Annotated in this window: 15 protein-coding genes; 9 read left to right on the top strand and 6 right to left on the bottom strand. The window is 57.1% G+C overall.

What is annotated here, in order from left to right:
* Positions 1 to 90: 90 nt before the first annotated feature.
* Positions 91 to 1,488, top strand: coding sequence for a caspase family protein (locus tag COMA2_RS04035; RefSeq protein ID WP_090894891.1), 1,398 nt, complete (start codon positions 91 to 93; stop codon positions 1,486 to 1,488).
* Positions 1,489 to 1,617: 129 nt separating this feature from the next.
* On the opposite strand, the gene COMA2_RS20045 is transcribed toward COMA2_RS04035, so the two are convergent.
* Positions 1,618 to 1,788: a hypothetical protein gene (locus COMA2_RS20045; RefSeq protein ID WP_175304377.1), complete on the bottom strand. Its 171-nt coding sequence runs from the start codon at positions 1,786 to 1,788 to the stop codon at positions 1,618 to 1,620.
* Positions 1,789 to 1,929: 141 nt separating this feature from the next.
* Here COMA2_RS20045 and COMA2_RS04030 point away from each other — a divergent pair, with 141 nt between their 5' ends.
* From COMA2_RS04030 to COMA2_RS04005, 6 genes are read left to right on the top strand one after another with little or no spacing between them, the layout of a single operon-like run.
* On the top strand, positions 1,930 to 2,493 hold the full coding sequence (locus COMA2_RS04030; RefSeq protein WP_090894889.1) for an LPP20 family lipoprotein: 564 nt from the start codon (positions 1,930 to 1,932) through the stop codon (positions 2,491 to 2,493).
* 54 nt (positions 2,494 to 2,547) lie between these two features.
* A complete protein-coding gene (locus tag COMA2_RS04025; RefSeq protein ID WP_090894984.1) occupies positions 2,548 to 3,150 on the top strand; it encodes a penicillin-binding protein activator LpoB in 603 nt (200 codons plus the stop codon).
* 54 nt (positions 3,151 to 3,204) lie between these two features.
* The gene (locus COMA2_RS04020; RefSeq protein WP_090894888.1) at positions 3,205 to 4,653 is read left to right on the top strand and encodes a COG3014 family protein; all 1,449 of its coding nucleotides are present in this window, start codon (positions 3,205 to 3,207) and stop codon (positions 4,651 to 4,653) included.
* Positions 4,650 to 5,789: an LPP20 family lipoprotein gene (locus tag COMA2_RS04015; protein WP_090894886.1), complete on the top strand. Its 1,140-nt coding sequence runs from the start codon at positions 4,650 to 4,652 to the stop codon at positions 5,787 to 5,789. The genes COMA2_RS04020 and COMA2_RS04015 overlap by 4 nt, the downstream gene beginning before the upstream one ends.
* Before the next feature lie 25 nt (positions 5,790 to 5,814).
* Positions 5,815 to 6,084 carry a hypothetical protein gene (locus COMA2_RS04010; protein ID WP_090894884.1) on the top strand — a complete coding sequence of 90 codons (270 nt, stop codon included), beginning with the start codon at positions 5,815 to 5,817 and terminating at the stop codon, positions 6,082 to 6,084.
* A gap of 4 nt (positions 6,085 to 6,088) precedes the next feature.
* The gene (locus COMA2_RS04005) at positions 6,089 to 6,532 is read left to right on the top strand and encodes a type II toxin-antitoxin system VapC family toxin (protein ID WP_090894882.1); all 444 of its coding nucleotides are present in this window, start codon (positions 6,089 to 6,091) and stop codon (positions 6,530 to 6,532) included.
* A gap of 133 nt (positions 6,533 to 6,665) precedes the next feature.
* Here COMA2_RS04005 and COMA2_RS04000 read toward each other — a convergent pair whose 3' ends face one another.
* The 5 genes from COMA2_RS04000 to COMA2_RS03980 form a co-directional block, all read right to left on the bottom strand.
* Entirely contained in the window at positions 6,666 to 7,541 is an 876-nt protein-coding gene (locus tag COMA2_RS04000; RefSeq protein ID WP_090894880.1) for an HAD-IIB family hydrolase, read from the bottom strand.
* A 4-nt stretch (positions 7,542 to 7,545) separates the two neighbouring features.
* The gene (locus tag COMA2_RS03995; protein WP_090894879.1) at positions 7,546 to 8,253 is read right to left on the bottom strand and encodes a mechanosensitive ion channel family protein; all 708 of its coding nucleotides are present in this window, start codon (positions 8,251 to 8,253) and stop codon (positions 7,546 to 7,548) included.
* The gene (locus COMA2_RS03990; RefSeq protein WP_090894877.1) at positions 8,250 to 9,575 is read right to left on the bottom strand and encodes a glycosyltransferase family protein; all 1,326 of its coding nucleotides are present in this window, start codon (positions 9,573 to 9,575) and stop codon (positions 8,250 to 8,252) included. Before COMA2_RS03990 ends, COMA2_RS03995 begins: the two co-directional genes overlap by 4 nt.
* Positions 9,572 to 10,789 (bottom strand): glycosyltransferase family protein, encoded by a 1,218-nt coding sequence (locus COMA2_RS03985; RefSeq protein ID WP_245630867.1) that lies wholly within the window; start codon positions 10,787 to 10,789, stop codon positions 9,572 to 9,574. Before COMA2_RS03985 ends, COMA2_RS03990 begins: the two co-directional genes overlap by 4 nt.
* Positions 10,790 to 11,063: 274 nt before the next feature.
* Positions 11,064 to 12,725, bottom strand: coding sequence for an alpha-keto acid decarboxylase family protein (locus COMA2_RS03980; protein WP_090894874.1), 1,662 nt, complete (start codon positions 12,723 to 12,725; stop codon positions 11,064 to 11,066).
* A 162-nt stretch (positions 12,726 to 12,887) separates the two neighbouring features.
* Between COMA2_RS03980 and COMA2_RS03975 the strand changes: the two genes are divergently transcribed.
* Together COMA2_RS03975 and COMA2_RS03970 are read left to right on the top strand one after the other, a co-directional pair.
* Positions 12,888 to 14,063: a class I SAM-dependent rRNA methyltransferase gene (locus COMA2_RS03975; RefSeq protein WP_090894871.1), complete on the top strand. Its 1,176-nt coding sequence runs from the start codon at positions 12,888 to 12,890 to the stop codon at positions 14,061 to 14,063.
* Between the two features lie 1,091 nt (positions 14,064 to 15,154).
* A protein-coding gene (locus COMA2_RS03970) for an IS3 family transposase (protein WP_407919004.1) occupies positions 15,155 to 16,311 on the top strand; the annotation gives its coding sequence in 2 pieces (ribosomal slippage) (positions 15,155 to 15,419 and positions 15,419 to 16,311; 1,158 coding nt in all).
* Positions 16,312 to 16,720: the final 409 nt, after the last annotated feature.

Genomic DNA, 16,720 nt, shown 5'->3' with positions numbered 1-16,720 from the left:
TACAGTTGTTCCAAGACAGTCTTGTCGGGGCGCAGATGCCTCCCGACTCCGTTTCTTGACACCTGTCTAGGCCGGAGATAGGCTGACTCGATGACCAGCAAACGACATTTTAGGAAGAAAAGCCTGGCGCGTGGGCTTTTGAGGCTGCTCTTACGGGGCGTTCATGTGTTTGGACTGTTCTTGGTCGTTGCCCTGTCGACTGCTGAGGCTCAATTGGGAAAGCCGGAAGGTCTATACTACAAGTCCTGGGCGATCATTATCGGGATTGAAAACTACGTCTTGGCTCCTCCCATCCCGGGAGCGATCAGCGATGCCAAGCAGGTGGCCGAGGCATTTCGACGATTAGGGTTCGACGAGGTGGTCGAGTTCTACGACAAGGATGCAAGCTTGCGACGTCTCCACCAGTTGTTCAACGACATGTTGCCGAGAAAAGTCGGGCGCATGGACCGGCTCGTTGTGTTCTACGCGGGCCATGCGGGGTATATGCAGGATCTCGACGGGTACGAGCGAGGGTATCTTGTGCCGTTTGACGCACAGGTTAACAATGCCACGAAGTCGATCACGGTTGAGCACTTAAAAGAATTTACGAGGCGTTCGGCTTCCAAACACACGCTTCTGATTCTCGATGCGCCGGTGTTCGGATGGGAGACCACTGAGCCGCCTGGCTTTTCAGCAGAAGGACGGCTGGCTCCAGAATCGGATACGGAACGACGCGCGGTCCAAGTCATCAGTGCAGCAGGCAAGGGAGAGGCCGCCGTTCGTGTTGAGAAGAGCAGTCGCTTTGTGCAGACACTATTGATCGGGCTGTCTGGTGTTGCCGATCTGGACGGAAACGGCTGGCTCATGGCTTCCGAGTTGGGGACCTATGTGGTTCGACAGGTTGAGGCGGTCTCCAATGGGACGCAACATCCAGTGAGCCTCCGCATCGACGGCGACGGAGACACCGCGTTGGTCGAGGGGCGGAGGTCGGCGTTTACGCTTGGCGCCGGTCCACAGACTCCTTCCGAACGGCAACGGGAGGCGAAGGCTCAATACGAACGTGCCTTTGCGCTGCTGCAGGAAGGGAAGTCCGCGGACGAAGCGTTGGAACGTCTGGATCGAGCGATCGGCTACGATCCAGCCTACGGCAATGCGTATGTTCTGAAGAGTTATATTCGATTGGAAATCGTGCCGAATCTCGACGAGGCGTTAGCCGCCGGCCTCCTTGCGGTGAAACACGCTTCGGAAAACCCCGATTCGTTCTATACACTGGGATTGGTTCATGAAAAACGCGGCGAATTTGCGGAAGCTGAAGCGGCTCTCCGACAAGCCCTGCGAGTGAACAACGCGTACCAGGATGTTTACTTCACATTGGGGACGCTGTATGCCGATCATCTCAATGACCAGGCGAAGTCGGTGGAGGCGTTTCGCCGATACTTGGAGCTGGGTGGCACCCATGCTCGCGCCCGAGCCACTGTCAGTCAAGCCGATCGCACTCCAGCGCCGTAGCGGGCTGTTGAAAAGTCCTCCGGCTTCGTTCTCACGCCGCACGCCTCGCAAAGTCGTCGATGCGGGCTCCGAGACTCAACGTACGGGACTGAGTCGCACCTCTTCGCTCGTTGCGAGCCTTGCCGGAAGCTAGCCCGTTTCTCCACCTTTCAGGTATCCAAGCCCGATTTTGACCGCTCGACGGGTGATTTCCGCCCAACGTGCTTGGGGGTAGGCCGAGAGTACCGCCGCCGCCTTGGGATCCTGAATCTCGAGGTTCAGAATTTGAATGATGCCGTCGTCGATCTGAATATCCGCCACCGAACTCCTCCTTGTCCAGGAAATGCCGCTCGAAGCGGGCGTTGCGTTGACTGATCCAAGAACCCATGTTAGCATGACTCCAACGTTTTTTCTCGGGATGTTCTACGTACAGTAACTATACGTATCTCCAAGGAGGAGTGTATGATCCGGTCACAATCGCTTCATTCAAAGCTGGTCGGTCCTGGTCTCGTCATCCTCATCATGGGACTGGCGGCTTGTGGCGGTCCTCCTAAATGGGTCGAAAAAGGATCCGGAGCGTTTAATGAAAAAGACAGCAAAGCGTTTTACGGGGTGGGGGCGGTCGCGGGTGTCCGTAATGCGCCGCTTGCCTGGGATACGGCCGAGAATCGCGGGAGGGCCGAGATCGCCAAAACATTCGAGACCTACAGCGGGTATCTGATGAGAGACTATGCGGCCTCGACGACCGCCGGAGATTTTACCCGGAATACGGAAGAGCAGAATATCGAGCGGGCCATCAAAACCATCACGACGACCACACTCAGCGGAGTCCGTAAAATCGATCAGTATATGGATCCCAAGACCAACACCTATTACGTGTTGACCAAGTTGAGCTTGGAGGATATGAAGAACAACTTGGAGCAGGCCAAAGAGCTGAATTCACAAGTCCGCGACTTCGTCCGGAAGAATGCCGACCGTCTGTTCGAGCGGTTGGAGAACGAAGAGGAAAAGCGAGGCGTTCGCTAGACCTCCATGAAAAGGACGTTGTCTATCTCTGCTCGGAGGTTCACGGTGATCCGGATGTTTCGTCCTGTGCTCGTCGCCACGGTGTGTGTCGGCCTCGCGTTGCCCGGATGCGGGCACGAAACAAAGGTGACTCGTGTCGATGCCGGAATCGTGACCGATTTGAGCGGCCGGTGGAACGATACGGATTCCCGCATGGTCGCCGAAGCGATGGTCAAGGATGCGCTGCAATATCCATGGCTGGGGAATTTTGAAAAGGCCAACCAACGTCAGCCCGTCGTCGTCGTGGGGACGGTCCTGAACAGCAGTCATGAACATATCAGCGTGCAAACCTTCATCACGGATTTGGAGCGGGAACTCACCAATTCCCAGAAAGTCACGTTCGTGGCCGGGAAAGGCGAGCGTGACGAGGTTCGTACCGAACGGAAAGAACAGGCGATGTATGCTCGCGAAGACACGCAGAAATCTCCTGGGAAAGAGATCGGCGCCGATTTCATGATGAAGGGGACGATCGCCACCATTCTTGACGAGGCCGATGGGACCAAAGCGGTCTTCTACCAAGTGGATCTTCAGATGATCGACCTGGAGAACAACGCGAAGGTGTGGTACGGACAGAAGAAGATCAAGAAGGTGGTTGAGAAAAAGCGGACCGTCTTTTAAGTTCCACGAACGCTGTTGAACCCAATCCTCCCACGCTTTGCCCACGGGGCTTCTGTGCGGTGGGGCGTTGTCACCCCGATCTCATTGCTGCCGTTTCTTGCCGCCCTCGTGCTGTTGACCGGCTGTGGCCCTTTCGTCAATCGCTACCTCCTCATTGAACAAAGCCTCGTTGCCGGTGATCCGCAACGAGCCGTGGCGATCGTCGAGCAGACCGAAAAAGAGTATGGAGCGAAGGGGCGCGTGCTGTATGAAATGGATCGCGGAATGGTGCTACAGCTGGCAGGTGACTATCAGCAAAGCAATGCGGCATTGGAGCGGGCGGAAGAGGAGGTCGAGCGGCTCTATACCAGAACCATCCGTTCTGAAACCGCCGCGTTTCTGACCAACGATAATGCCCTGCCGTACGAAGGGGATGCCTACGAACACGTCATGATCAACGTGATCAAGGCCATCAACTATGCGGCTCAAGGGCAGCTCCAAGGCGCGCTCGTGGAGGCTCGACGAATCGATCATCGCTTGAATGTGCTGAGTGACAGAGTCAAGGACACAAACAAATACCGGAATGACGGATTTGCTCGGTATGTATCCGGTATCTTGTACGAGGCGGTCGGGGATCTGAATAATGCATTTATCGCCTATCGCAACGCCTATGAAGCGTATGGAGCCATGAGCGGGTGGCTGAAAATGTCCGCCCCTCCGTCTTTGCGCGCCGATCTTCTGCGGACGACGGCGGCGCTTGACCTCGCAACCGAGTTTGCCGAATATCGACAGGCATTTCCTGATGCCGTCTGGCAGCCTCTTTCATCCCAAGAGCGACTCGCTCAAGTCGTGCTGATCAGCTATAATGGGCGCGCTCCCCGGAAAGAGGATCTTTTCTTGGACTTGCCTATTAGTCTTGATGCCGCACAGTTAGTCTTGCTAAATCGAGGCGTCTTCCGGTCGCCGTATCAGCGAGATCGGGTTGCGGACAGTGTGCTGTACGGACTCAATGGGCGGGTGGTCCGCGTCGCCCTGCCGCAGCTGGTTTCGCAGAAAACACAGGTCGCATCCGAAAGCATGACGTTGACGGATTCGAACGGCCGGTCAGTCGTCGTTCGGTCTGAAGCGGCACACAATGTCACCGCACTGGCCGAGAAAAGCCTGTCGGAACGTTTACCGTCGATCACGGTGAAAGCCCTCGCGCGAGCCGCGACGAAATATGCGGCGGCGGAAGGAGCGATGATCGGCGCGCAACATGCCGCGGGAAGGGATGCCGCTCCCTGGGTCGGACTGTTGGTCGGGCTCGTGGCTCATGGAATGGCCGTGGCGTCCGAAGAAGTCGACAAGCGAAGCTGGCAGACTTTGCCCGACGAAATTCACGTGGCCCGAGCGTGGGTCCCGCCAGGCCAGTACCGCCTGTTCATTCAACCCTCGGGACAAGGGGCGACGGCAGCGAAAGATGGACACACGATAGCACTGACCGAAGGCCAGACGATGTTCATTATCCAGCGCGTGATGCAATGATGCGGACCGGCGAGTGTTGGTTCGGACAAGGTGTCGCGGTCTTCCTGTGCCTGGGGTGGATGGTATCTGCATGGACTGGCTGTGCGTGGTTCACTGGCAAAGGAAAGCCCGCGTGGGTCGATGGCCGGAGCGCGGACTACCCGTTGACGCAATACCTGACAGGGGTCGGTCAAGCAGAGACTCGAAGCAATGCGGAGGATCAGGCCTATGCGGCGGTGGCTCGCATCTTCAAGGCGGAAGTCGCCGCGCAGGCGAAGGACTGGGAATCGTATTTGCTCGTCGAGAATCGTGGTGTCTCCAACGCCGAGCGGCGGCTCACGATCGACAGCGTGACGAAAGTGTCCACCGACAAAATGCTGGAAAGCGTCAGGATCGCCGATGTGTGGTATGACCGGGACAGCCGGGTGTACTACGCCTTGAGTGTGATGAATCGCGCGCAGGCCGAAGCCGCATTGATGGAGAAGGTCTTGGCGTTGGATCGCGCGATCGACGCGGATGTCGCCGAGTCACGGCAAGCGATCGACAAACTTGCCAAGGTCCGCGCCCTTCGGCGGGCCGGACGAAATCTCGTGCTGCGCGAGGTATACAACACGGATTTGCGGGTGATCCGTCTCAGTGGGAACGGCGCTCCATCCCGTTATCAGGTAAACGAATTGTCGGGCGAGCTGGAGCAATTTCTTGCCACGAATCTGGTGCTTGCGGTACAAGTGTCCGGCGACCATGCGGAACCGGTCGGACGCGCGCTGGCGGAAGGGCTGATCCGGGAAGGGCTTCACGTGACGACACGAGCGGAAGGTGACGAGGCCGGTTCCCCGGAATTGATCGTCCGAGGCACTGTCCGTTTGTTCCCCATTGAGGTGCGGGACCCACAGTTCAAATACGTACGATGGTGCAGTGATTTCGAAGTTGTGGAGCCGGGGACGCGGCGGGTCGTCGGGGCGACGGCGCGTGGTGGGAGAGAAGGGCACCTGACGGAGCGTGAAGCCACGGCGAAGACGCTGCGTGTGATGCAACACGAGCTGTCGTCGGATGTCGCGAAGGCGATTGCGGCGCATATTTTCGGCGAGGTCGCATTGCCGGAGACGGCGACGATGCCGGCGAGTTGCCCGCGAGAAGAGTCGGGGGTGAAGCGGTAAAACCTTTCATGAGGAGGCATTGATCGTGAAAAAGACAGACGAACTCTCCGTCAGCCGAGCTCCTCGCAGCAGGGGGCGGGGGTTGACCAAATCCGGACAAAAGCTTTCAAGCCGCGTGGCCAAGCGGCGATTGAACGACCGACTGAAGGAAGACACGGCGTCCTTCAATAATGGGAACCTTGCCGACACCTTGCGAAAAGAGGGCTATGAAGAGGTGCCGCTCGATGAATTGCAAGATCGGCTCTCCAAGCTCCAAGGTCCGCTTGCGGAAATCATTCTGAAGGGGAGGGTGTAGGGGCATGCCATACTACTATTTTGACTCAACCGCGCTCATTAAACGCTACAGCATGGAGCGGGGCACCAGGATTGTGAACAAGCTGATGGTGAAGCGCGGGAAAGTCGCGATCGTGCCGACCTGGAGCGTGACGGATTTCTATTCGGTGCTGTGCGCACGCGCTCACGAAGGGCAGATTACGCGGGACGATTGCTACTCCGTTCTGTATAAGTTCGAGATTGAATCCAAACAGGGGCTCTATCAATTTATTGAACCGAAGATGGGAACCTATTTGGCAACGAAGGAATTAGCTCTGGAGTATCCGTTCCTTCGGTCGCCTCAGGTGATGCACCTTGCACTGGCGTTGGAGCTGAAGCCCTTGCGCTTGACCGTCGTCAGCGCGGATCCCCAGCTGCTGGCAGCATCAAAAACGGCGGGATTGCACATCATCAATCCGGCCGAGGACTAGCAGGCTATAGGAAAATTTCGCGAGCTGCGTTCTCGCAGCGGGCGCGCCGGGGAGGGCGGGTGAAAACGTTGGCCTTTTTAACCAGCCTGCGGACTCCATTCTGCTAGCGCGCAAATGTTCGGAAGAGGGGCGGTCAGGTGGCTCGGATATTAGCTGATCGGCCAAGGGATGTCTCTTCCGAGGCCTGTCTGAGCAATTCCAAGACGGCCTGATTCCATCCGGCCGGACCGATGCCCGGCGCGCGAATGAGATTCGGCAGGTTGATGTCGGGGTCATACGAGCCGTCCGGTTTTTGCACCAAGACCGGATGATCGACCGTCAGTAAGAGCGGGAGATCGTTCAAGCTATCGCCGATGCCGATGGTTTCGATGTCGTCCGGCAGGTTGGCCAGTCGTTCCTGTCGTTTGTAACAGCGAAGAAGAATTTCTGCGGCCCGACCTTTGTCGTTGTTTCCCGTCAAATGAAAGAACCGCCCCCCTCTGGTCCAATTCAGCCCTCGCGTCACGATCTGGCGGCAGACTTCCTCGATCAGCTTGGGGGGGCCGCTCACCAAAAACGGCTCATCGAATTCCCGCAGCATCGCCCGTAGCGCATCTTCTCGGGCGAGTCCTGTATTCGCCATGACTTCATCGACCGATAGGTCACCGAATCCTCGAAGCGGTGTGCCCACCGCCTCTTCAATTTGCCGGAGCACATCCCGGAGAAGCGCATAGGGTGTGCCGAGTTCGATGATTTGATAGCCGAAGCGGCGGCGCGATCGTTCCAAGGGGAAATCAAAGGTGTTGAGGGGCACAAACACCGCCGCACCGTTCTCGACAATGAAAGGACTATGGTGGTCAAGGCGCTCTCGAAGCGGTTCGATCTCCGCGCGGGTCTTTCCGGAGACGATAATGACCGGAATGTTCTCCGAACGGAGGGCGTGAAGGGCCGGCCTTGCCTCGTTAAAGGAATAGGTGTCGTTGTCTAAGAGACAACCGTCCAGGTCTGTGAAGAGTAAATAGCGTGACATAAGTTTATAGATGTCGTAGGTCTTCGTTGATTTGCGACCGGGAATGTCCGGCCAAACGTCGTTCTAGAAAATCTTTAGCAAGATCCTTGCCACCTAACCCTAAGGCCAATGCGGCGGCGAGGACGAGGCCTCCCCAGGTAATGCCGAATCCAACGACGACGATGTGTTGAGCGATCCCCAACTGTTCGAGCGCCATGGCCACCGTCAAGAGCTGAATGCCCCAACGAGTCCCGGCTGCGATCCAGCGGGCGGGAGGGAGCCCCGCGTTCACAGCGGCGATGAGGACGGCCTGTGACACGAAATTTGAGACGAGATAGCCGATGATCCCGATCACGGCCGCGGTGACCAAATGGGGAATATACGACAAGAGCGAGTGCGCGGCTTCATTGATCGGAGCCACATCGAGCGCGCCCAGCGATGCCGTGGTGGCGAAGATTACAATCAGCCAGTAGGTAATGCGGCCGATGATATAGGACGGATCGGCTTTGATGCCTCCCCTCAGCAGGGCCGCGGCGATGCCGATTCGATCGCAGAGGCGATCCAGGCCGATGACGCGAAGCAACCGTTCCATCAAATGCCCCGTGCCCCAGGCTGCGCCCAGACCGACCAGCAAGAGGATCATCATGGCCAGGATATTGGGGAGGATGGCGAGCACGCGTTCGCCGAGCGCTGCGACTGGTCCGAGTAACGTCTGTTCCCAGCTTGAGGTCATGGCTCGCTCCTTTCAGGCCTCGCGCGAGCGGCACTGATGACTTCGCGCGCGTCGTGAGACTGTGGCCAACGTGCGACAAGATATTCTTTCTGCTTCTCGAACGTCCGGCAGAGTGTTTCGATGAGCTGCTCGGCTTCCGCCGATGTCAACCCTTGGCTATCCAGCACGAATGACGCGGTCTTCCCCAAATAGAGAGGGGTCAGCGCTTTCAGGAGATGTTCTTGGGGCAGCACGTTCCGATGATGCGCCAGGGCGGCATCATAAATAATTTTGGCCCACAGCGAGTCGGGAATGCGGAAATCTCGTAGAGGGATATCCCGAAGACGCGACAGTTCATCCAGGGCGTCTTCAGAGAGCATGCGCGCCCAAATATCGCGCAGGTCCGTCAGCCCGAGATGAAACAAGTCCACCATCCGTTCGACATTGACATTCACCGGCTCAACACCCACCTCATATTGGAAGCCGAAGAGAGGTACCTTCCGAGAGTCTGTGACGGGGAGCCAGGTGGGGGCATGGGCTTCCATCAGGGCGAACAACGCGCCCACCACCTGCCGCAACATGGATGAGAGATCGGCGGCTGGGTCCTTGGGATCATGGATCTTGGCCCCCAGAAAACTCTGACACACTTTGGCTCCGCTCGTAATGGCTTCGGTCGTCATCCAAATGTCGATTCCAAAGCGCGCCACATCGGATTCCCAGACGTGTTTCTCAAGATAGTGTTGCGCCAGTTCTCCGGTGAAGCCGAAATCTCCGCCGATCGGCTGACGGACCTCCTGTCCGTAGAGGGCTCGGGTCAGAGGATAGGCGATGCTGTTGGTGATGGTTCCGTCGTACTTGTGGCGTCGATAGTAGGGGGCCACATAGTCATAGCCTTCTTTGATGATCGGATGAAGGAGCAGTTCCATCCACTCGGGCGTGATGCTGCGGACGTCCGAATCGACGACGGCACAGGCTTTGACTTTGAGCCGTCGAGCGATCTCGAAAATCGTTCGAAACGCGCTGCCCTTCCCTGGGATTCCGTGATAGGGCGTGACAATCCGGTGGAGCGTGCTCTGCCGATCGCTGATAAAGAGGGGCTCCAGATCGACCATGGTATGGGCGACGATGGTGGAGGTGTCGTCGGTGGATCCGCCGTCGGCGTTGACCAGGACGGCACGATGGCCGTGAAAGTATTTTGCCAGCCCCGCTCCGACGGCGCGGACGACGTGGCCGACGGTCCCTGCATTGTTGAAGCTGGGAATGCCGACTAAGATGTCGGCACTGCGCACGGCTTCCAGCAGGTCTTCGGTTTCAGCGGTGAGCGGAATCAAGCTGTTGTTCATGAGAGGGGTTGCCTGGTTTCTGCCGTAGGATCCCAGGCATGGTCCTGTTCCACGGCGTCCATGAGCCGATGAAAAATGTCCGGGACAGCGTGGGTCACCCGGCTCCAGTTCGAGATCATGGGAACCCCCAAGGGGTCGCCGAGGAAACTGTCCGTCGCCAAGGTCATGCCGCGCAGAAACACCTCGACGGCGCGGCGCTCTTCATGGCGGTCAAAGCGCAAGCTGTTGATCGCCGCGTCGTTTTCGTACCGGCTGATGGCTTCCTGCGCAGCCTGGAGATAGGTAGCCCGCAACGTTTTGAGGGTGCTTTCCGAAAGGACCAGCCCTTCGCTCGCCAGGTTGCGGAACAGCGACTTCGTGATATCGACGCACATTTTCAGCAGGCCGGCATCCGGATTGTGCGTCGACAGCGTTTGATGCTTGTGCTCATAGGCATCGGCGATATCCGCCTGGCAGATCCGCCGGAGCGCGCAATTGCGGTACACCTCGGCCAGCATGCCGATTTCCAACCCCCAGTCGCCGGGAATACGGTTGATCCACGCCAGATCCCGCACCATCGCGAATTCACCGGCCAGCGGGTACCGAAAGCTATCCAAAAAGGAGAGGAGCGGATGCGGCCCGACCAGCAGTTGCAAGCTCCGGATCAGCGGAGTGATGAAGAGACGGGTGACCCGTCCATGCATACGGTCCGTCACGCGACTGTAATACCCCTTACAAAATTCGTAGGCGAGGTTCGGATTGGCGACGGGGTAACAGAGGCGGGCCAGGTACTGACGGTCATAGCTGACAATGTCGCAGTCATGCAGGGCGATGACTTGGCTTTGCCCCCTGGCCAGGACATAGCCGTAGGCGGTCCAGCACCCGCGTCCCTTGCCCTGATGTCCGATGTCGATCTCATGCGAAACCAAGGTGTTCAACAGCGCCTGGATCCGGGTGCCGTCGTTCCAGACGACGCGGACCCGTTGAGGGAGTTGAGAAAAGAATTGCTTGGCCAGCCTGAATTCCAAGGCGGAGGCCTGATCCAAAGAAATGACGATCTCGTTGATGTAGCGAACCTCGCTCAGGATCTCGACGATGCGTTTGAGGGCGGGACGCTCCAGTTCCGCATACAGCGACGGGAGGACCAGCGCGATCGGCGTCGTTTTCGCATACCGTTCAAGCTCATCCTCCAGCTGCTCGGTGTTGGGCTGCCCGAGCCGGTGGAGAACGGTCACGACTCCATTTTGATAAAAATCAGACACTGTGGGCCTCTCTGCGGATCAATGATTATTACTGAAAGCCGGTCTCGCGTAAAGACAGCAGGGCGAGAAGAGCTAGGTTACTCCGATTGGAGTGTAATATAAACAACTGTAAAATGCAGGGGGTATGCCATCGATGGGCGTGACCAACGGCTAAGTGTTTGTCACTTCATGCCCGAGAATCACTCGAATTTTGAGGAAATGTCCGGCAGGGGTGTAGGGAAAAGCAGGCAGGAGTGGATGGTTTCTCCTATGGCTTATCCGTCGACAGCTTTTTCCCGAGCCGCCTCGCCAATCGCACCATGCCGGGTGATCGATCGTTGGGGCTGAGGAGCACGTTCAGGACATGAAGCCGGCTTGGATCGGCAAAGGCAGCGGCAAGGTTCTGTTCAAATTCCCGCTGCGTGCTTACACGCGAACCTCTTCCGCCTCCGATCAGGTCGCACACCTTGTCATACTGCCATTCATGCACATCGTTAAAGGGACCCTCCAAGATCTCACGCTCAGTTGAATAGCCTCGATTATTCAAAATAATGACGATCGGAGCCTGGCCGTAGCGCACGCAGCTGGCCAATTCAGTTCCGGTCATTTGAAAGGCGCCGTCACCCACCAGGACGATGGGCCGCAGGCTCGGGTCCGCAAACGAAGCGCCTAATGCCGCGGGAACGGCAAACCCCATCGATGTGTAATAGGCCGGCGATAGAAACTCAAACCGGTGGCGCACGTGCAAATCGGCCGCCGCAAAGAGTGATTCGCCCACGTCGGCAATGACAACTGTCTTTTCGGTGAGCACCGTATCCAGGTGGCGGAAGAGTCCGCCGAGCGTCACTGGTGCATCCGGGTCCGGTGTCGCCGGGACAGGAAGGATTTGAGCGGGGAACGGCTGCTGGGAATGAGAAAAGGAGGGAAGCGGAGATTTCACAAGGCCTTGGACAAAGTCCTGGAATTTAATCGATTCGTACCGATGGTGTTTGATCGCCACGCGGTCGGCGGTGGCATGGATGGTTCGTCCTTCGGACAGCAACGGCGATGTGGCATCCAAATCTTCCACATCAGAGAGAATGGATCCCAGGAGCAACAGGCAGTCGGACTCATTGATGAACTGCTGCACTTCTTCCCGGCCGATGAGTCCGCCGTACACGCCGACATAGAGCGGATGGTCTTCTCGAATGATCGATTTCCCGAGCAAGGTGGAGGCGATGGGGATATTCAGCCGCTCCACTAAGCGAGCCAGATCGTCCTGGAGTCCGAAGCGGCCGACTTCCGCGCCGACGAGCATGGCCGGCCGTTTGGCAGAGGCGAGCATGATTCGCACCTCGCTGATCGCTTCCTCCAGTGCCGCCGGGTCACTCGGCGTATCCTCGATGCAGAACGGCTTCATGCCTCCTGTCAGCGGACAGTGGACCATGTCTCTGGGGATTTCGATATAAATAGGACGGCGGTAGCGGAGCAGGGCGGCAAAGGCTCGATCCATCTCCCGTTCAGCCGTCAACGGGTCGTCCAGTGTCACGGCCGCGACGGTCATTCGCTCAAAGACTTCTCGTTGGGTGGCAAAATCCCGAACCATATGATGCAAATAGGGAGTTCGAGTTCGTTCAGATAGACCGGGTGATCCGGTCAGGAGTACGACCGGCGAGCGTTCGGCGTAGGCACAGGCGATGGCATTGACGGTATTGAGCCCGCCGACGCAGTACGTGACACAGACCGCGCCTATCCCATTGATCCTGGCATAGGCGTCCGCTGCAAACCCGGCACAGTCTTCTCGCGTGGTTCCGATGTGTGTGATCGGCGAGGCCTCGATCAGTTGATAGAGGGAGAGGACATAGTCCCCGGGAATGCCGAAAATATGGCGAACGCCCAGGCGATACAGGCGATCCAGTACCGCGGAACCAATGGTGGCTTTGTCGCCCATTCTTCTTTATCCTCACATGGTCGGTTGAAACGCTTCGTCATCAGGAAAACATACTGGCCGGGGTTCGTCAAGCAATGAGCGCGTGATGATCGAGTTGACGACAGCCGGCAGGCGAACGCTCACGCACACAGTCAGCTACACCCAGTCACAGGAGACAAGACGATGACAACGATGGCCCAGGTCCGCCTTACGTCGCTCCGCGCCCCGGAAGGACGGCCTCTCTGGCTCTTTGCCGGTCATGTCGGGCCGGTCACCGGTCAAGCCGCAGCCGGGGATTTGGTCGATGTCCTGACCCCCGACGGACAATTCTACGGACGTGGTCTCTATAATCCTGCGTCAAAAATTCGCATCCGGCTCCTGACATTCGAGGATGAATCCATCGACGAGACGTTCTGGCGGGGAAGAATTCAGCAGGCGATCCGCCTCCGGCAGCGAGTGGTCGCGCAGTCCAATGCCTATCGGCTGATTTATGCAGAAGGCGATCGACTACCGGGGTTGATCGTGGATCGGTACGATCAACTGCTGGTCATGCAGTGCTTATCGTTCGGCATGGATAGCCGGAAAGAACTCTTAGCCGACATTCTGATGAAAGAATTGAATCTGACGAGTGTGTACCTGCGGAACGAGGCCAAGAGTCGGCAACTCGAAGGGTTGCCTCTCGAACGGAGATTTCTCCGTGGCAGCGGCCCGACACAAGTCGAGATTCACGAAGGGGTCGCGAAGTTTCTCGTGGATGTGGAACGGGGGCAGAAGACCGGCTGGTTTTGCGACCAACGGGAAAACCGGCTGGCAGCGGCCAAGTTGGCATCAGGAGCCGAGGTGCTGGAAGTGTTCTGCCATACCGGCGCCTTCGGCCTTCATGCCGCGCTCGCCGGAGCCGTGTCAGTGGAGGGCCTCGATGTCAGTCTGGACACACTGGCCATGGCCCGAACACAGGCCACGATGAACAAGGTGGAGGATCGCTGCACCTATCGCCAGGCCGATGCGTTCGAAGAGATGCGCAAGCTGGTGAAGGCGGGGCGACGCTATGATCTGGTGATCCTCGATCCTCCGGCCTTCGCGCGCAGCCAGCAGGCCTTGGCCGGCGCATTGACCGGGTATAAGGATGTCAATCTCTTGGGTTTGAAGCTACTCAAGCCGGAAGGGTTTCTGGTCACCAGTTCCTGCTCTCATCCTGTCTCTGAAGCAGATCTCTGGAAGAGCATCCGTCTCGCGGCACGCGACGCCAAGCGAGACATTCGCCTGATTGAGCAACGAGGCCAAAGTGCCGACCATCCGATCCTGGCCAGCATGCCGGAGACGCGTTATTTGAAGTGTTTCATCGTGCAGGTCTTGTAGCGGAAAGCCATCTCTTCTCGTATCGCGATGACCTCGACGCATCTGCAAGGTTGCAGTACCAGCTTCTGATGGCATTAGTCAGTACGAGGGTGCCCTGCAACCAAGCCAAAATGATGATTGGAAAAGCCATTCGTCCGACGTGACGGTCGAGCACTATTATTTGTGTGTCTTTGTAGCTACACTTGTGAATCTAATGCGGCCCGAAGACCCATAATAATAGCCAGGGGGAAGCTGTTCTGCTAAGCAGCAATGCGGGATCTGTACTCACAACTTTCAGACATCTCGCTTCTCCGTCGCTCCTGGCATTTGGCACGCCATTATTCCAGATCACATTTCATTGCGGATGCTTACCGGTATTCGGACTTTGCCTATCGGCTGGATGATAGGCTGCGGCACATTTCTCAAAGTCTTGCCCTCGGAACCTACACCCGAGCCCTCCATTGAAAATTGACATACCAAAATCCACACTCTCTGTACGACCAGGAACTGTTTTAGAAATAGAGGACATGATAGTTCTGTTTGCCATCACACTTTCTATCGCCAGGCAGTTGGACAAGAAGTTGCCGCGGTCGGTCTATTCGTGGCGAATAAAAGAAAATAGTGATGAGCTGTTTCAAGACCTCGAGATCCTTCAGCTGCCATTTCTAAAAGGAGAAACGATTCGGAAGCAAATTGATATTGCGGAGTCTTGGTATGGGCAATGGCCCCAGTTTGTTGAGCAAATGGAATATGTATATGAAAGGGACGGATATACCTTCCTGGTAATTTCGGACATTGCAGCCTATTTCGAAAATTTAGATCTCAAAGTTCTTCCGGACATTCTGGTTTCTCATCTTCCCAACCAAATTCGAATCATCAATTTCCTTGTGACTATGTTGGAGTATTGGGCGTGGCCAGCAGTACACGGCGCCTATTCGCCGCGCGGCATCCCTCAAGGAAATGCTGTCAGCAGTTTCCCTGGAAACATTTATCTTCTTCCTCTAGATGAAGCGTTCATTACGTTCGGTAAAGTCACGATGTTAGGTATTTGCCCTTCCCCCGATTTCACAGACACCTCCCTAAGTGGGAGAATGAGGAAATCGGAGGACAGTATGAGCTCGAAGACACGACGGTCGTATACGGAGGCGTTCAAAGAAGAAGCGGTGCGCTTAGTCCGGGAGTCAGGACATCCCGTTGCACAGGTGGCGCGGGATCTGGGGATTGCGGACCATCTCCTCTACCGGTGGCGCGCGGAGCAACAGCAGGCTGAGGGGTGTGGACAGACCCGGCACTCTCTCCGGGCCGAACAGGCGGAACTGATCCAGCTCCGGCGTGAAAATGCTATTTTGAAGCAGGAGCGGGATTTTTTAAAACGTGCGGCGGCGTTCTTCGCGAAGGAGTCGCGATGAGATACCGCGTGATCCACGAACACGACCGTCGCTATCCGATCCGCTTAATGTGCCGTGTCCTCGCCGTCTCGGCAGCGGGCTATTACGCGTGGCGATCACGGCCTGAAAGTGCCCGGTCCATCCAGACGCGTATACTGCGCTCAGCCATTCGGGTGATCCACCAGGAGTCGCGGGAAACGTACGGCAGTCCCCGGATCTGGGACGCCTTAGTCAAACAGGGGCACCGCGTTGGCGAGCATCGCGTCGCTCGGCTCATGCGCCAAGACGGTATTCGGGCGAAGACCGTGACGAAGTGGCGCGCCACCACCCAGTCCCAGCATCAGTTCCCGGTGGCCGCGAATACTCTGGATCGGGCCTTCACGGTTGAAGCTCCTAATCGAGTGTGGGCCGGAGACCTGACCTACGTCTGGACACGGGAGGGCTGGCTCTATCTGGCGGTTCTACTCGATCTGTATTCACGCCGGGTGGTCGGCTGGGCGATGGGCCAGCGATTAACGGGTGAGTTGGCGGAGCAGGCCCTCCTGATGGCCGTGATGAACCGAATTCCCAGGGTAGGGCTCCTGCACCATTCGGACCGCGGCAGTCAGTATGCCGCGACGAGCTACCAGCACCGACTCGCTGAGTATGGCCTTATTCCCAGTATGAGCCGCAAAGGCAACTGCTGGGACAACGCGTGCGTCGAAAGTTTCTTTGGAACGCTCAAGCGGGAGCTCGGGTACCATCGGCACTATGCCACCCGAGACGAAGCCAAGAAGGAGATCTTCGAATACATCGAGGGGTTCTACAATCGGCAGCGTCGGCACTCAACCCTCGGCTATCACTCCCCAGCTGAGTATGAAGCGCGGGCAGCAGTCGCGTAACCACGTGTCCATGAAATCGAGGGAAGATCAATTTCAGATATATGGATGACGTTAAAGTATTTGCGAAGGAGAAAAGTGTCGCGCGCGAATCTCTCTTCCTCATGAACGAAAGGCTTCCTTCGCTTCGGCTCAACATACAAGGTGCTAAAACCCGAATATTGGAAGGGCCTGACTTACGGTCGGAACTGTTCGACCCTGAACTAGCTGCTCTTAATAAGGCAATTGATCAAATTAGGCGCAAGCGACGATAACTGTAAAACCGCGTGAGGAGTTCCAGAAAGTACTATGGCGTTATGTGCGAGGTATCGGCGGCCGGAAAGGTGTTATTAAAGATCGGGCGTTTCGGCTTTTCAGGAGGCTGAAACAGCCTACACGCTGTTAAAGCACCCTGGCTTAGTACGACATATTA

This window comes from Candidatus Nitrospira nitrificans, assembly GCF_001458775.1.
Taxonomy (GTDB): domain Bacteria; phylum Nitrospirota; class Nitrospiria; order Nitrospirales; family Nitrospiraceae; genus Nitrospira_D; species Nitrospira_D nitrificans.
The sequence above is the reverse complement of the archived record's forward strand: the minus strand, read 5'-3'. Positions and strand labels throughout refer to the sequence as shown.

What these genes read in the sequence shown, in the direction of transcription:
- COMA2_RS03975 (WP_090894871.1), top strand. Translation starts at nt 12,888, where the DNA reads ATGACAACGATGGCCCAGGTCCGCCTTACGTCGCTCCGCGCCCCGGAA.
- COMA2_RS04025 (WP_090894984.1), top strand. Translation starts at nt 2,548, where the DNA reads ATGTTTCGTCCTGTGCTCGTCGCCACGGTGTGTGTCGGCCTCGCGTTG.
- COMA2_RS03990 (WP_090894877.1), bottom strand. Translation starts at nt 9,575, where the DNA reads ATGAACAACAGCTTGATTCCGCTCACCGCTGAAACCGAAGACCTGCTG.
- COMA2_RS04035 (WP_090894891.1), top strand. Translation starts at nt 91, where the DNA reads ATGACCAGCAAACGACATTTTAGGAAGAAAAGCCTGGCGCGTGGGCTT.
- COMA2_RS03995 (WP_090894879.1), bottom strand. Translation starts at nt 8,253, where the DNA reads ATGACCTCAAGCTGGGAACAGACGTTACTCGGACCAGTCGCAGCGCTC.
- COMA2_RS04030 (WP_090894889.1), top strand. Translation starts at nt 1,930, where the DNA reads ATGATCCGGTCACAATCGCTTCATTCAAAGCTGGTCGGTCCTGGTCTC.
- COMA2_RS04005 (WP_090894882.1), top strand. Translation starts at nt 6,089, where the DNA reads ATGCCATACTACTATTTTGACTCAACCGCGCTCATTAAACGCTACAGC.
- COMA2_RS04015 (WP_090894886.1), top strand. Translation starts at nt 4,650, where the DNA reads ATGATGCGGACCGGCGAGTGTTGGTTCGGACAAGGTGTCGCGGTCTTC.
- COMA2_RS04000 (WP_090894880.1), bottom strand. Translation starts at nt 7,541, where the DNA reads ATGTCACGCTATTTACTCTTCACAGACCTGGACGGTTGTCTCTTAGAC.
- COMA2_RS03980 (WP_090894874.1), bottom strand. Translation starts at nt 12,725, where the DNA reads ATGGGCGACAAAGCCACCATTGGTTCCGCGGTACTGGATCGCCTGTAT.